Here is a 14411-nt window from a genome sequence, read left to right as displayed (position 1 = left end):
TGATGCCCGCCTCGCGCCGGTCGCCGGCGACGTTAGGCTATCCTGCACGGCCCGCGCAATGCAGCGCCGTATCGAAGTCCCCCCGTGCCGCACTGGATCACCCACCCCGACGAACTTGCCCAACGCCTGCAGCAGCGCCCCGCGCGCATCGGCCTGGACACCGAGTTCATCCGCGAACGCACCTACTGGCCGCAGCTGGCGCTGGTGCAGATGGCCGTGGGCGAGGAGATCCTGTTGATCGACCCGCTCGCGCCCGGCATGGCCGAAGCGCTCAAGCCCTGGCTCACCGCGCCGGACATCCTCAAGGTGATGCACAGCGCCAGCGAGGACCTGGTGACCTTCAAGGTGGCGTGCGGCGTGCTGCCGCGGCCGCTGTTCGACACGCAGATGGCCGCTGCGCTCACCGGCGCCGGCGCCGGCATGGGCTACCAGAAGCTGGTGAACGAGATCACCGGCACGCTGCTGCCCAAGGGCGAGACGCGCTCGGACTGGCTGCGCCGCCCGCTCTCCGACGCGCAGCTGGAATACGCGGCCGACGACGTGCGCTACCTGTTCGCGCTGCACGACGCGCTCGATGCCAGGCTGGGCGAGCTGGACCGCCGCGCGTGGCTGGCCGAGGACGCCGAGCGCCTGCTGGCCTCGGTGGAACGCGACGACGGCGAGCGCTGGCCGCACCTGTCGCTGCGCAGCGCGCAGTTCCTGGAACCGGAAGGCCAGTTGCGCCTGCTGCGGCTGCTGCGCTGGCGGGAGCAGACCGCGCGGCAGAGCGACCGCCCGAAGAGCTGGATCCTGGACAACGAACTGGCCGTGACCATCGCGCGTACGCCGCCGGCCGACCAGGCGGGGCTTTCGAAACTGTTCGAGCGTTTCCCGAAAGCGCCGCGCAGGTTGACCGCGCAGGTCTGGCAGGTGCTCAACACGCCGCTGGCCGACGAGGCCGACGCGCCGCTGGCCAGCAATAACGGCGACGAGCACAAGCAGACGCTGAAGAAGCTGCAGGAAGCCGTGGCCGAACGCAGCCGCGAACTCGGCCTGCCCGATGGCGTGCTGGCTTCGCGCAAGCACCTGGAAAGTTTGCTGGAACATCGCGTCTGGCCCGCTGGCCTGGGGCAGTGGCGGCGCGCGACGCTGGAACCGGTGCTGGCGCCGCTGCTGCCGGCCTAGCCTTCGCGCTGCCCGCGTGTTGCGCCATCATCGCGGCGCGGCGCGGCGCGCCCCGTCGAGCGGATGCGCTTACTGGCGGCCGATGCGGTCGCGCACGCGACGCAGGCACGCGAGGTCGCGCAAGTGGGTATCGGCAACGAGCATGGCGCGAACGTGCCATAGCGTGACGCCGTGACGCCGTGACGCCGTGACGCCGTGACGCGGGAGTCTGCGCGTTGGAATGATCGAATGGAAACGGGGGATTGGGCGGGTCACCGTTCGACATGCCGCCTTCGCTCTTACGCGCGCGGCATCCCATCCCCTTCAGGAGTACATCCATGCGCGAACTGACCACTGAAGAAATCGCCCGCATTGAAGGCGGCCTCAACTGGGGCGCGGTGTATGGCTCGGCCACCGCGGGATTGATCGGCGGCGCGGTGGCCGGCGCCATCGGCGGCCCCGGGGGCATGGGCGCCGGCGCTTTGGGAGGCGCGCTCGCCGGAGGGCTTGATTCGATCTTCGCGCAGCTCAACGCCGCTTGATGCGCTTCGTCGATACGGTGTCTTCGCGTGTCGGCAGGACGCGCGAAGGCGACGTGTCGTCTAGGAAGACTTGATGGATGTGTTCACGAAAATGGTTGTGACCGCCGTCGCTGCGGGCATCGCCGGCGGCGGTCTGATCGCGCTGCTCACCGGGGCCGGGATTCCCTACGCGGCCTCGCTGGGCGTGGTGGTGGGCTTGGTCGTGGCCGCGGTCCTGCACGTGCAGCGCAAGGGGTGACAGCTGGGCCGTGTCCCAAGGTAGCCTGCTGCTGAGTTGCTACCCCAAAGCAAAACAGCGCACCTCTCGGCGCGCTGCTTTGTCTGGAATAGTGGTGGAGCCAGGGAGGATCGGACTCTCGACCTCGTCATTGCTAATGCCAGGGTCAACACTGACCTCTGGCACTGATGCCCTTATAAATCAATGGATTCCGAACTTAGTAGTAGCACTTGGCCCGCTTAGCCCTAAGGCGCTGGTCAGTTGGCACCGACTTATCGCTTGGTGCCCGAGGCGCCACCAAGCGCATTGAGCCCGATGCCACTCCGGCGCCGCATGGCTGACGATGTACTGCGCCCCAGTAGGGTCACGAAGGGTTGACACCCTGGAGTTCGGCATACGTAGCCCCTGCCAGCCTGGACGCAATGCAGAGATGTGCCCGTGCTCATGGCCAAGAAGCTCGGCAATGACGTAGTCCTTAACCCGCAGGGACTTGAGGCGCAGGGAGACGATATGCCGAAAACTATGGGCGGCTGTCTTTCGCGGGTCGGAAATTCCGGCTTTGCGAAAGGCATAGGTCAACCGTTTCTGGATTTTGTCGACATTGCTACGCGCGGGACTGGCCGCCACCCGGACCTGCTCCGGCCAGAGGAAGCCTGCAGGACAGGTAGCCACATGCTCCAGCAACCCCAGTCCCAGCAGCCGGGGGTACAAGGGCACCAGCCGACGGCTTGAGGAGGCCTTGGCTTATCCGGAACAGTCCCGATGGTCATTTCCGGTCCGACAAACTTCAGTTTGACGATGTTGCCAATTACGAATTTGTTTGCCATGACGCCGTCCTGGTTCGAACGCTAAGGCTTGAGTTGACCCAACTCTCCAAGCCGATCGGCTTGAATGAATTGTCAGGAGTCTCCCGACTGGAGTGAACCAGTGGAACAAACTTGTCATTTGCCCATTGCTGGATGAGGGCAAGCGCCTCTGCCTCGAACATTGCGCATCTTTGCTCGGGGTTGAACTGTAAAGAACCGAACTCACCAGGAACCTTCAACACGCGCCCTTTTTCATACCAAAGGCAGCTTGCGTAGAAGCCATTGTCATGCTCAGAAACAACGACACGGAAGTTGCGAGAATCAATTTTCAGGTCGCAAGTCTTCGTCCATTTCATCTCTGACACGTGATCACTCCCCGTAAGGCAAAACTACCTAATAGGCAATTTCCTGCGCCGTTTCCACGGCATGCCGGACGGGCTGTCCCCTTGACTCGGCTTGATCTTAGAGCCGCTGGCACCAGCTAACAACCCGACATACAACTGGCCCCAGTAGCGTAGAGGGTGGCGCACTTAGGCGAGTGTCTTTGGAATCGGATGCAATCAAGTGATGGAAGCCGAAGCCAAGCCGATTTGTGATGGAAGCGGGTTCGGGTGCTCGGATGGTCCTTGTCCAGGCATTGGACTACGGGACGTCCTAAGCGTGCTTCAACGCCACTTACGACCTGCACCCCAATACAGCCGTCCGCGCTAAGCGCATCGTCGCAAGCAGCAAGCTCAGGGATCACTCCTATAAGCGCAGAGAGCGCGGGTGCGTGGCCTGTTGCTGCGCCGGCAACCCTCAGGGCGCAAGGCTTGGATCGTCACCTGGGCGCATGGCAATTCGGGGGGGTGGGGGGGGGCAATCACGTGACCCTGGAGCAGGCTCACAAGCAAGCCAAGTTGGCAATTGCTTAATACGTTGCGCTCGCGTTGCGCCCTTGATGCAACTGGTCCTGCTCAATCATCAGACATGGAGCCGACCAAGGGCATCTGATGGTCATAAATCGTCGCCTTGCGCGCCGGGCTCGTGGGCGGTCAAGTACCGGGGAGCGACGCGCTGAATGGCGGAAAAGGCCGAGTTGAGGAAAGCCGCTGCAATAGTTCGGCTACAGGCGCTTCAAGCGATCGTAAAAAGTAGCCAGCTCATCGTCAGACATCCCATTGAGGTTCCAAGACGTTTCGATAAAACGCTGGCGCGCTATCTCTTCGGGATACGGGCAAGCGATATCGAGAAACAGCCGACTTCCAGCAATGGCCACAAAGCGTTCGTCTTGGTCCCAAAAGCAAAACTCCTCTCGCCCGCTGACGACCAACGCCTGATCAATATCGCCCCCATCCCTATCGATACCATAGATGTCGTAAACACCTGGAAACTGGAGATGTGACGACACAAGCTCATTTTCGTAGTTATCCAGCCTCCACACTTCATGACCCTCACAGCAGGATGCGAGCGCTGTAGCGAGAAAATAACAGTCAACAATAGTCATGGACCACGGCAACACCATGATCTCCGACGGATTTCGACTCGCGCAAAGTGAATCAAGCAACGAGGATTCGCTCATTGGCCCTCCTTGTATCGAACCTTTGTAACCTCTTTAATGTGAGAGCCAACTTTTTCTCGGCTGAACCTCACAGAAGTTGTCCTACTCCCATCCCTCTCAACTCGACTACTCATGTGAACTGTCGTCCCATCGCCCATCTTACCGAGTCGCCCCCCGTTGGCCACTGGAACTCCGGACCCATTAGTAGCTCTATCGAATAGCTCCTCTGCCGCTTTTTGCCCACCCGGCATGGGATACTGGGTCGTGCGCGTACCGGATGCACTTGTCTGCTTTGACTGTCCACCAGACTGTTTGAGAAGACCCACAACCTCATCGTAGCTTTTGAGTGGCGGCGACCTAAGCTCTTGCGCCATACGGTAGAGCCGGTAGACCCTCCATCCGGCAGCAAGCTCAGCGGGTAATGGAGCGACCAACATCGCGCCCAGTCCCACTCCTATTGCAGGACCAAGCCAATCATCTGGGCTGCGAGGAGGAGGAATTACGGGTCCACCGTTAGCTTGATCATTCAGCAACTTGAAAGTTGCGCCACTTTCGCGCCCGTCACGGTCCGTGAAAAAATACGGGTTACTTTCTGCATACTGGAATCTATTAAAGTTGGCGCCTTGTAGAGGGTCCGTATACACCGGATCGATTGAAATAAAGCGCCCGACTTCAGCGTCGTAATACCGCTGCTGCATATAGGTCAGCCCAGTCGTCGAATCCTCCACATGCCCCGTGAAACCCGGCCCATCGGTTGCGCCATGCGAAATCGGCGCGCCGTACGGCTCATACACCTGCCGTTCGATGACAGCGCCGGATGCATTGGTCGTCGCCACCGGCGAGCCCAGTGCATCCGTATGGATGTACTCAACTGTCTGGGCATTCGCCCGTCCCGCCGTAACGGACAGCCCCAAGCAGACCAACGCAGGGGCTGCCCACCGACCAACTCGCCAGCCCGGCCGCGCCCAAGCGGAATCAGCACGGTCACTCTTCATGTGTACCTAGCTCATCGTTCCAGCACTCCCTGCGTGACCGCAAAGTTCGGCGTCGACCAGGCCGAGCAACCGCCAGAGTTGCAGGCACGCACCTTGTAGTCCGCCTTGCAGTACGCGTTGCCATTGGCAGAAACGTAGGTCTTCGGTACGGTATAGACCGTCGCTCCGCCGCCGCGCCTCCGGACAGTCCGGAGATAGAGGGAATGTCAAGTTCCCAATCGCCAAATGGCAGATTGGACTTGGGGTCGGTGGGATTCAGGAAGCGCCCCAAGCTGAGCGGAATATCGCTATTGCTTGGCAAGGAGATATCCGTGGCGGCGAACGACACGGACCCGTCATACAGATTGATCTGCTCACCGAAGATTTCGCCTTCGATCGGCTCGACCATCTCACCGTACCTCAGCCGGTTGCCGTATTCGGTGTTCCAGCTTGGAATCTCTGCGTGGGCCGTCGTGCCCAACTGGACCATGACGAGGGCAAGGTAACAGCGGCCAAGATAGGCCCAGCGCGCCCTTGCTTCCCTGCGTGATGTCGCAGCATCGCACGCAACGCCGAAATGGCGCAACGAATCCAGTCGATTGCTCAAGTTGTCCCCTTCCGTGTCGTGGCGAGATCTATCCCCGGATCATCTGAGGCGCCAGACTTGCCAAAGTATCGTGGAGCTCCGCCCTCAATAATGTGACTCTTGTCACTGCACAGGAGAGTTGGACTCCCTCCCGACCCACGGTGCGTTCGCCCAAGTGCCAACATGGGCCGGTCGGCACGCCCAATGCGTTTGCTGGATCTACTATGCCGGATGGCTTCTGGCGGCGCCTGCCGACTTTTCCCTACCTCAGATCGAAGTATGGCCATCGACGCGACGTCCACACTGATACCGATCAGTTCGATGCGCACACTGGGCGCTTACTGGACCGGCTTTAATGCCCGTGGCTCATATCTGGACGCGGTGGGCCAATACACTTGGTACGACCTGCACGTACGCTCCACGCGGCCGGCCTGACGTGCCCTGTGTAAAGTTGGTCACGGTGGTCGCCCGCTTTGTGGCGTTCGAGGAGGACTCCCCGCGGTGGCTTTAGGACCTCCACGGCTTCGGATCAGGATCATCCGCATTTAGCCGTGCGCACGGCCCTGTCACTAGGAATGCCAGGGACTGCGTGGCCACCCACTGCACGAGGCCTTTAAAATCAATCACTTCCGGACTTCGTGGCACTCTGCCTTCCTAGAGGGCAGGCCCTGGTAAGCAGGAACAGCCCGACCGATCGCGCCCCGAAGCGTAACGAAGCGCATTGAGCCTTATGCCACGCTAGCTCAGCCCGGCTAACGGCATGCTGTGACCCACTAGGGTTACGAAGGGTTACACACCGGAATTCGGCATATGCCGTCCCAGCCAGCCTGGGCGCAAACGCACACCGCACGCGTCTGGGGGCAACGCTGATCAAATACAAATCGAACAACGTATGGATGTCAGCGCGCAGCGGTAGCCCGTTCGCGGTTACGTCGGTTTCGGCGCCCCGATAAGGATGCTGCGCACCAGCCGGCCATGACACCCTCTTCCTTCCAAAGCTAACAATCCAGCCATGACCACTGGTCGATTCGATCAAAGGACGCCACTGCGATTCCCACCACTCACACCCATCCAGATTTTCGGTCGGGATGTGTCTTAATCCTACCTAGGAGTTCGCGCACGATCAGTCGATAGCCTCGCGAAGATCGGCATCTGGAATAGCGCCCTGCAATTCGACCCCACAGTCAACAAGCACAGCCTCTACATCGCGCCAGTCCAGATTTTGAAAATCCGGAATTGCGTGCTTCCTGGGCAGCAAAGTCACGAGCGCAACCGCCTTTCCCGGCACCAGCGATGCCATTGCCGCTGCTTGTTTTCGAAGTTGCGTATCAAGCTCAACTGGCCTGAAACATTGTCGGATCGCCTGGCCCCTGAAAAGCAAAACAGCGCACCTCTCGGCGCGCTGCTTTGTCTGGAATAGTGGTGGAGCCAGGGAGGATCGAACTCCCGACCTCGTCATTGCGAACGACGCGCTCTCCCAGCTGAGCTATGGCCCCACAAGGGGTACTGGAACCGGGCCTGCGTGGGACGATCCTCTCGGATCCTCGCTATGCGCCCGTCCAGCCGGGCCGCCTTTCCGCGCGGGAGGCGCATTCTAGCCCGAGTCCGGCGCGGAAGCCAAGTCGTTCCCCGCGGCGTCTTGCGGCCCGTCCACGAACTCGGTGCGCGCGGCCTGCCGCTCGCAGGTCAGGTTCACCGTGCGCCCGATGCCGCGCGTGCGGTGCACCGTGTTCGCCGCCACCACGAACGCCTGCCCGGGCGCCAGCCGCACCGGCGCGCAGCCGGCCAGTTCGATCTCCAACTCGCCCTCCACCACCAGGAACAGCTCGTCGCTGTCCGGATGCCGGTGCCAGCGGTACGGCCCTTCGAACACCGCCAGTCGCAGGCAGTGATCGTTGAAATCCAGCATCACGCGGTTCTGGTAGGCGGCGGTCACCGCGGCGTGCTCGGCCCGCAGGTCCACCGCCTCGCCCGGCGCGTGGCGCGCGGTCTCGGCGGCATAGGCCTCGGCATCGGGAAAACGGGTATCGACGGACATGGGCAAACTTCGCGCGGCGCGCTCAGGCAGTGGCCCAGCTTGGGGCCCTTGCGATGAGCGGGCCGTCACGATCCTAGAGCGCGCCCGGCACCGGCGTCGCCAACGCGGCCGCTTCGTCATCGCAGCGCGTCGGCGTCTTGCCGGCGGCCGTGGCGGTCGCCAGCTCCTGGCGCGCGGCCGCCACGTCGGCCAGGAAGTCCGCGTTGCCTTGCAACTTCGCGAACACCCCGCCGGCCACCGCGCGGCCTTCCAGCACGTCGCTCTGCCAGTGCGCGTTGCACACCAGCCGGCTCTCGCCGAACTGGCGCCCACGCGCCAGCAAGGCGTCGGCACGCGCTGGCGCCACCTGGGTCAGCACCAGCGCCCAGGTCCAGCCAATGGCGGTGTGCCCGGAAGGATACGAGCCGTCCTGGCGCAACGCGGCCTCGTCGCGCGGCAGGCAGGTGGGCTCGTCGTGGACCACGAACGGCCGCACGCGGCGGTAGTGGTCCTTCGCGCCGTAGGTGCCCAGCCCGGCGTCCATCAGCGTGCGCCGCAGCAGCAGGTACAGGCGCGGCGTGCTGCGCGCGTCGATCGGCACGCCCAGCGCGCAGGCGAAGTTGTCGCTGGCCGCGGGGAACGACAAGTCCGCATCGCGGGCCGCCTGCGCGTAGCGCGGGCCGTCCTTGAGCCGCTGCGCGGCGGCGTGCACGGCCTCGTCCTGGGCGAAGGCGGCGCTGCCCGGCGCGGGCGGCGGGGGCAGCAGGGCGCGGCTGTCGGGCAGGTCGCGGCCGAGATAGCCCGCCGGCACGCCGGGCTTGAGTTCGGGCACGGCGCGCGGACTGGAGGCAGCGCAGGCGGCCAGCAGCGGGAGCACGAGGAGGGCGGCAAAACGACGTGGCGCGGCGGGCTTCATGGCGGGCTCCCGGGGATCTGCCGCCAGTGTGCGCACGCGCATGCGCGCCGCCACCGAGGAACTACCCACGCGGTGACAGTAAAACTACGCAGCGGCCCGTACCCTGTGCGCATGCGTCCCCTGCCCCGCGCCTTCTACGACGACGATGCCCTGGTGGTCGCCCCGCGCCTGCTCAACAAGGTGCTGGTCGCCGCCGACGGACGGCGTGGGCGCATCGTCGAAGTCGAGGCTTACCGCGGCGCGGCCGACGCGGCGGCGCACTCGTGCCGCGGCATGACGCCACGCACCGAGGTGATGTTCGGGCCGCCGGGCCATCTGTATGTGTATTTCATCTACGGCATGCACTGGGCGATCAACGCGGTGTGCGGCGGCCCGGCGCCCGGCCACGCGGTGCTGCTGCGCGCGCTCTCGCCGCTGGCGGGGCTGGGCCTGATGGCGCAGGCGCGCGGCACCGATGCGCCGCGCCTGCTCGCCTCCGGTCCGGGGCGGCTGGCGCAGGCCTTCGGCGTCACCGGCGCCGACAACGGCCTGGACCTGTGCCGGCGCGGTGCCCGCCTGTGGATCGGCGACGACGGTACGCCGCCGCCGGCATCGCCCATCGCCTCGCCGCGCATCGGCATCAGCAAGGCGGCCGACCACCCCTGGCGCTGGCACGTGGAGGCCGACCCGCACGTCTCGCGCCGTCCCGCCGCGCGCCCCGCGCGCCGCCGCCTCCCGCGCCCGGCGTAAGCGATCTTCACGCCGCTCTTACGCGGCTCTTACACCCGCCCCCTACCGTCGCGCCGCAGCACACGCCGTGGATTCGCCCGGCGATGCCAAGCGCTCATCGAACCAGGGGACAACTCCATGTACGCACGACGCAGGATGGCGCGGCCCAACAAGGCCGCCCAGGGTGGTTTCACGTTGGTTGAAATGGCGGTGGTGCTGGTCATCATCGGCGTCATCCTGGGCGCGGTGATGATCGGCCGCGACGTCCAGCGCAACGCCGAATACACCCGCATCAAGCAGAAGTTCCTCGACCAGTGGGTGGTGGCCTACAACACCTACCAGCAGCGCCTGGGCGCGCCGGTGGGCGACAACCAGAGCGCGCCGCGCCTGATGGTCAACGGCGCCAACTTCAACGGCAACGGCGACGCACTCTCCGGCGGCGACATGTCCCAGGCCCAGGAGCCCTCGGCGATCTGCCGCGGCAGCAAGCCGGCCAGGATGACGCGCGCGGCGCAGAGCGGCGACGACTACAACCTGCGCGACATCATGCGCAAGGCGGGCGTGACCATGCCGCCGGGCCGCGGCGATGGCATGGAAGACCGCTACGTCTACCTGGACACCAACGGCAACCCGCAGGAAATCCAGGTCTGCTTCCAGTGGAACAAGCCGGGCACCGATGCCGGCTCGGGCAACGTGATGGTGATCTCCGGCCTCACCCCGGACCTGGCGCGCGCGCTCGACCAGATGATCGACGGCAAGCCGGACGCGCAGAACGGCGCTTTCCGCCAGGAAGGCGTGCAGCGCCGCAGCGGCAACGACGCCAACAGCCCGGGCATCGAATGGGCCGGCAACAACACCCAGAAGATCACCGGCACCGGCAGCGCGACCGACCTGCAGGACACCACCGGCGACGAGCAGGTGATCACCCTGGTCGCCAATATGAAGATGAACCAGTAAGGGCACGCCGATGAAAGCGCCCCGCCTCGCCCTGCCCGCGCGCCTGGTGCAATCGCGCCGCGCCTCGCTGCTGCTGTTCGGCTGCACGCTCGGCGCGCTGGTCGTGGCGGCGGTGTGGTTCACCCTGGCCCGCGGCAGCCTGGGCAACGCCTACGACAACGTCGGCCAGCGCGAGCAGGCGCTGGGCGCCGCGCAGCAACGCCTGCAGGAGGCGCGGCTGCGCGTGCAGCTGGCCGACGGCGCGCGCCAGCTGGTGACGCGCGCGTCCAACGGTGGCTACCTGGCCGAAAGCTGGGGCGAGCGCCTGATCAACCTCAACCAGGCCCCGCTCGGCCGCGCCGAGGGCAACGAACTGCTCGACGGCGTGGCGCGCGATCCGGCCCGGTTGTTCGGCGCCGAGGCGTTCGAGATCTCGGTCACCCGCGCCGAGGACGGCCTGTTCGACCTGCCGCCGCCGCGCAGCCCGCCGCTGCTGGTGACGCTGCGCGGCACGCTGCTGTTCCGCACCCAGGTGCAGGAGGCGCCATGAGTTTCCAGACCCTGCTGCACCAGGACGGCAAGTGGCTCGCCTTCGACGGCGAGCAAGTGCGCCGCCTCGACGCGCGGCCGAAGATCGAACGTGCCAGCGTCGCGCTCAGCGACTTCGACGGCGCGGTGAGCCAGGTGATCTCGCTGGAGGGCAGCCCCGCGCACGCGGTGGCCCTGATCGAGAAGCGCCTGCGCGCCGATGGCCTGATCGACAACGAAAGCAAGATCCTCATCCACCAGACCCGCACCGTGGGCAACGGCTACCAGGCCTTGTTCACCGCCGTGCCGCTGGACCGCTGGCAGCAGATGTTCGCCTGGGCCGAAGCGCAGGCCGACCACTGCCTGCTGGTGCCCACCGTGGCGCTGCTGTGGCGCATGCTCAAGCCCGGCCGCGGCGTGGTGCTGCACGGCGGGCGCCAAGTGGTGTTCGTCGCGTCGCTGCGCGACCGCATCCTGCAGGCCTCGGCCCTGGCCTTCAGCGAGGCGCGCGAGGACCTGGAACTGACCGTGGCCTCGCTCGGCGAGCGCATCGGCCGCGAACTGGCCGATGGCGACGCCGACGCGTTGCAGACGCTGGATGTGGAATGGATCAGCGTGCTGACCCCGCGCCCGGCCGATACCCGCCCGATCGCGCCGCGCCTGTCGGACGTGCGCCCGGGCCACGACGACTGGCCGCGCGGCGCGCAGGCCGCCACCACGGCGCTCGGCGACGCATGGCCGCTGCGCGACGACCCGGCGCCGGACGAGGGCGGCATGACCTTCGACGGCCAGTTCGACCCGGTGGAAGGCGCCGAACCCGAACCGCCGGCACAGGAACCGGACACGCTGCGCCTGCCCGTGCACGCCACCTCGCCGTGGCTGGACGAGGCGCTGCTGGAAATCTTCGCCGCGCACAGCGGCGCCAGCGTGCGCCTGGGCCCGCACCAGGAAGTGCGCGACGAAGCCGGCGCGAAATACCGCAGCGGCGTGGCGCACCTGGCCCACCATGTCACCGCGATGATCGCGGTAAACCCGCCGGCAAGCCGGCTGATGTACATCGCGGAGCGGCTGCTGCCCTGGGCCAGCGCCGCCTCGCTGGTGCTGGCGGTGGCGCTGGCCGGCATGGGTGGCAGCTGGACGCTGCTCGCGCACGAGGCCAACGGTCGCGCCGACACGCTGCGCGCTTCGGCCGAGGCCATCGACCAGCAGATCGCCGCGCTGCAACCGCGCCAGGCGCTGCCCGAGCAGTACGCGCCGCTGGTGCAGTTCATCGAACGCGCCGGCAAGCTGCAGGGCGCGCTCGATCCCTACGCCGCGCTCGCCAGCGTGCGCGAGGCCGCCGGCCACGACGTGCGCATCCTGCGCCTGCGCCTGGAAGAAGGCGCCGAGCCGGTGCTGCGCGTGGATGGCGTGGTGAACAACGCGGTAGAGGCCCACGCGCAGGGCCGCCAGGTCGCGCGCTTCGTCGAACGCCTGCGCATGGCCGGCTACGTGCCCGTGGCACTGGACCCGCAAAGCGGCAACGCGCGCGCGCAGACGCCCGGCGGCGCGTTCTCCTACCAGCTCAAGCGCGTGCCGCCGCAGGCCGCGGGGAAGGCCTCGTGAAGCTCAAGCATTACGCACTACTGGCGCTGGCCCTGTGGTTGGGCGTGGCGGTCTGGGTCGGGGCGATGATCCTCGCCAAGCCGCGCGTGCAGGCACGCTTCGACGACGAGGACGCCTCGGCGCAGTTGGCGCAGTTGCAGATGGGCGTGGAACGCAACCGCCAGCTGCTGGGCGTGCTGGAAGGGTTGGAACGGCAGCCGGTCGGCGGCGGTGAGGCGTTGCTCGCGGTGCAGCCGGCATCGGCCGCCGGGCAGCTGTCGGCCGATGGCGGCTTCGACCAGATCGCGCCGCGCCAGCTCACCTTGCTGTTGAACACCGATGGCCGCCGCCGCGCATTGATCGACGGCCAATGGGTCGCCACCGGCGCGCGCCTGTCCGACGGCAGCCGCGTGCGTGCCATCGGCCGCGATCGCGTGCTGCTGGAAACCGCCGCCGGCGAAACCCTTACCGTGTTGATGCCGCCGCCGTTCGCGCCGGCCCCCAAAGCCGGGGGCCGCCCGTGAGTGCGCGGCGGTGGTGGCTCGGTGGTGCCGCGGCGATCGCGCTGGGCTTGGCGGTCGTGCTGGCGGTGCGCGCGTGCTCGCCGCGCGCCACGGGGGTGGGCGAGCGCGATGCGCCGCGCGCCACGCCGGTGCACACCGCTGCCACGCCGGCCATCGCCGAGCCCGCCGCCACGCCGCAGGCCGACGACGCGCCGCCGCCGTGGCTGCGCGACGATGCCTCGCCCACCACGCCCCCCACCGCGGCCGCCGTGCCGGCCGAAGATCCCGAACGCGCACGCCAGATGGCCGCGCTGCAGCAATCGGTGCAGGGGCTGGTCGGCGTCGCGCGGCAGCGCTCCATCGCCTCGGAGGCGTACATGCGCCAGGCGCTGGCGACGCTGGAGCAAATGAACGATCCGGCCATCACCGCACAGATCAACCTGGCGGCGGTGCGCCAGAACCTGGAGACCAGCATCCGCATGCAGCAGGTCAGCGAACAGCTGCAGCAGGTGATGGGCCAGCCGCCGAGCGAGCAGCGCCAGCAACGCCAGCAGGCGCTGTTGGCGCAGCTGCGGCAACTGCAGGGCCAGCTGCGCAGTGACGTGCGCGCGACCCCTGCCGGTACGGTGCCATGAACGTGGGGATGCACCGCCGCCGCCGCGCCGCGCGCCAGGCCGGCTTCACCGTGCTGGAGATGGCGGTGAGTGTCGGCGTGGTGGGGGCGCTGGCGCTGCTCGCCGGCACCGGCTATCGCGACTACGCGCAATGGCGCGCGTGCAGCCATGCCGAGGCGCAGGCCGAAACCGCGCGCCAGGCGCTGCGCGGCTTCGTGCTGCGCAACCGCCGCCTGCCCTGCCCGGACCTGAGCGCGCTCGGGGACGGCGCGCGCGAAGGCAGCGGCGGCGCTTGCCCGGCCGGCGCGCAGGTCGGCTGGCTGCCGTACGAAACGCTCGGCCTGCCGCGGCCCGACCGCGGCGAGCGTCTGCGCTATGCGGTGTCGCGCCCGGCCGGCGCGGACCTGGTCGCGCCCAGCGGCAGCAGCGCCGAGGACGGCAATTTCGACAACGGCGCACGCCTGCGCGCCAGCCTGGCCACGCTGGCCGCGCGCACGCCCGGCAGCGATGTGCCCTACCTGAGCGATCCCAACCCGGAGCGCGAGAACTGCGCGCGCGTGTTGAGCAACCCGGCCTTCGCGCTGGTCGCCGCGCTGGACGACCGCGATGGCGACGGCACCGGCCGCGCCGACGACCTGGCCCGCTTCGACGGCCTCAACCGGGCAATGGCCGCCAGCAACGCGTTGTGCATCGCCGCGCCCGGGCGGCCGATGGATTCCCGATACGACGACGTGGTCGCCAGCGAGAGCGCCGATGCGCTGCTCGGCTGGCTCGCCACGCAGACCCGATGACCGCAC

The 14411-nt window shown here is 66.9% G+C and carries 17 protein-coding genes and 1 tRNA gene; 10 read left to right on the top strand and 8 right to left on the bottom strand.

Going from position 1 to position 14411, the window contains the following annotated elements:
- Positions 1-84 precede the first annotated feature (84 nt).
- The 3 genes from rnd to P6166_RS12710 all read left to right on the top strand — a co-directional run bounded on the left by rnd (position 85) and on the right by P6166_RS12710 (position 1923).
- Positions 85-1164, top strand: a complete 1080-nt coding sequence (rnd, locus tag P6166_RS12720; protein ID WP_277764828.1) for a ribonuclease D — start codon at positions 85-87, stop codon at positions 1162-1164.
- A gap of 317 nt (positions 1165-1481) precedes the next feature.
- Positions 1482-1685: a Blp family class II bacteriocin gene (locus P6166_RS12715; protein WP_277764827.1), complete on the top strand. Its 204-nt coding sequence runs from the start codon at positions 1482-1484 to the stop codon at positions 1683-1685.
- Between the two features lie 97 nt (positions 1686-1782).
- Entirely contained in the window at positions 1783-1923 is a 141-nt protein-coding gene (locus P6166_RS12710; protein ID WP_277764826.1) for a hypothetical protein, read from the top strand.
- A 787-nt stretch (positions 1924-2710) separates the two neighbouring features.
- Here P6166_RS12710 and P6166_RS12705 read toward each other — a convergent pair.
- The 8 genes from P6166_RS12705 to P6166_RS12670 form a co-directional block, all read right to left on the bottom strand.
- A complete protein-coding gene (locus P6166_RS12705; protein ID WP_277764825.1) occupies positions 2711-3073 on the bottom strand; it encodes a hypothetical protein in 363 nt (120 codons plus the stop codon).
- 740 nt (positions 3074-3813) lie between these two features.
- Positions 3814-4269 (bottom strand): hypothetical protein, encoded by a 456-nt coding sequence (locus P6166_RS12700; RefSeq protein WP_277764824.1) that lies wholly within the window; start codon positions 4267-4269, stop codon positions 3814-3816.
- On the bottom strand, positions 4266-5243 hold the full coding sequence (locus tag P6166_RS12695; protein WP_277764823.1) for an RHS repeat-associated core domain-containing protein: 978 nt from the start codon (positions 5241-5243) through the stop codon (positions 4266-4268). Before P6166_RS12695 ends, P6166_RS12700 begins: the two co-directional genes overlap by 4 nt.
- A gap of 1184 nt (positions 5244-6427) precedes the next feature.
- Positions 6428-6790 carry an HNH endonuclease signature motif containing protein gene (locus tag P6166_RS12690; RefSeq protein WP_277764908.1) on the bottom strand — a complete coding sequence of 121 codons (363 nt, stop codon included), beginning with the start codon at positions 6788-6790 and terminating at the stop codon, positions 6428-6430.
- Positions 6791-6931: 141 nt separating this feature from the next.
- Positions 6932-7108 carry a hypothetical protein gene (locus tag P6166_RS12685; protein WP_277764822.1) on the bottom strand — a complete coding sequence of 59 codons (177 nt, stop codon included), beginning with the start codon at positions 7106-7108 and terminating at the stop codon, positions 6932-6934.
- A 120-nt stretch (positions 7109-7228) separates the two neighbouring features.
- Positions 7229-7304: transfer RNA gene (locus P6166_RS12680), tRNA-Ala, on the bottom strand.
- Between the two features lie 98 nt (positions 7305-7402).
- Positions 7403-7846, bottom strand: a complete 444-nt coding sequence (locus P6166_RS12675; protein ID WP_277764821.1) for a cupin domain-containing protein — start codon at positions 7844-7846, stop codon at positions 7403-7405.
- 73 nt (positions 7847-7919) lie between these two features.
- Positions 7920-8741, bottom strand: coding sequence for a phosphatase PAP2 family protein (locus tag P6166_RS12670; protein WP_277764820.1), 822 nt, complete (start codon positions 8739-8741; stop codon positions 7920-7922).
- Between the two features lie 111 nt (positions 8742-8852).
- On the opposite strand from P6166_RS12670, the gene P6166_RS12665 reads away from it, so the two are divergent.
- The 7 genes from P6166_RS12665 to P6166_RS12635 all read left to right on the top strand — a co-directional run bounded on the left by P6166_RS12665 (position 8853) and on the right by P6166_RS12635 (position 14405).
- Complete coding sequence (locus P6166_RS12665) at positions 8853-9470, top strand: DNA-3-methyladenine glycosylase (protein ID WP_277764819.1); 618 nt, start codon at positions 8853-8855, stop codon at positions 9468-9470.
- Positions 9471-9587: 117 nt separating this feature from the next.
- Complete coding sequence (locus P6166_RS12660; RefSeq protein ID WP_277764818.1) at positions 9588-10406, top strand: prepilin-type N-terminal cleavage/methylation domain-containing protein; 819 nt, start codon at positions 9588-9590, stop codon at positions 10404-10406.
- Between the two features lie 10 nt (positions 10407-10416).
- On the top strand, positions 10417-10935 hold the full coding sequence (locus P6166_RS12655; RefSeq protein ID WP_277764817.1) for a hypothetical protein: 519 nt from the start codon (positions 10417-10419) through the stop codon (positions 10933-10935).
- Positions 10932-12518, top strand: a complete 1587-nt coding sequence (locus P6166_RS12650; protein WP_277764816.1) for a hypothetical protein — start codon at positions 10932-10934, stop codon at positions 12516-12518. The genes P6166_RS12655 and P6166_RS12650 overlap by 4 nt, the downstream gene beginning before the upstream one ends.
- Entirely contained in the window at positions 12515-13021 is a 507-nt protein-coding gene (locus P6166_RS12645; RefSeq protein ID WP_277764815.1) for a hypothetical protein, read from the top strand. Before P6166_RS12650 ends, P6166_RS12645 begins: the two co-directional genes overlap by 4 nt.
- Positions 13018-13635 (top strand): hypothetical protein, encoded by a 618-nt coding sequence (locus tag P6166_RS12640; RefSeq protein WP_277764814.1) that lies wholly within the window; start codon positions 13018-13020, stop codon positions 13633-13635. Before P6166_RS12645 ends, P6166_RS12640 begins: the two co-directional genes overlap by 4 nt.
- Complete coding sequence (locus tag P6166_RS12635; RefSeq protein WP_277764813.1) at positions 13632-14405, top strand: type II secretion system protein; 774 nt, start codon at positions 13632-13634, stop codon at positions 14403-14405. The genes P6166_RS12640 and P6166_RS12635 overlap by 4 nt, the downstream gene beginning before the upstream one ends.
- Positions 14406-14411: the final 6 nt, after the last annotated feature.

Origin of the sequence: Stenotrophomonas sp. HITSZ_GD (genome assembly GCF_029543105.1) — a bacterium.
Lineage (GTDB): Bacteria > Pseudomonadota > Gammaproteobacteria > Xanthomonadales > Xanthomonadaceae > Stenotrophomonas_A.
The sequence above is the reverse complement of the archived record's forward strand: the minus strand, read 5'-3'. Positions and strand labels throughout refer to the sequence as shown.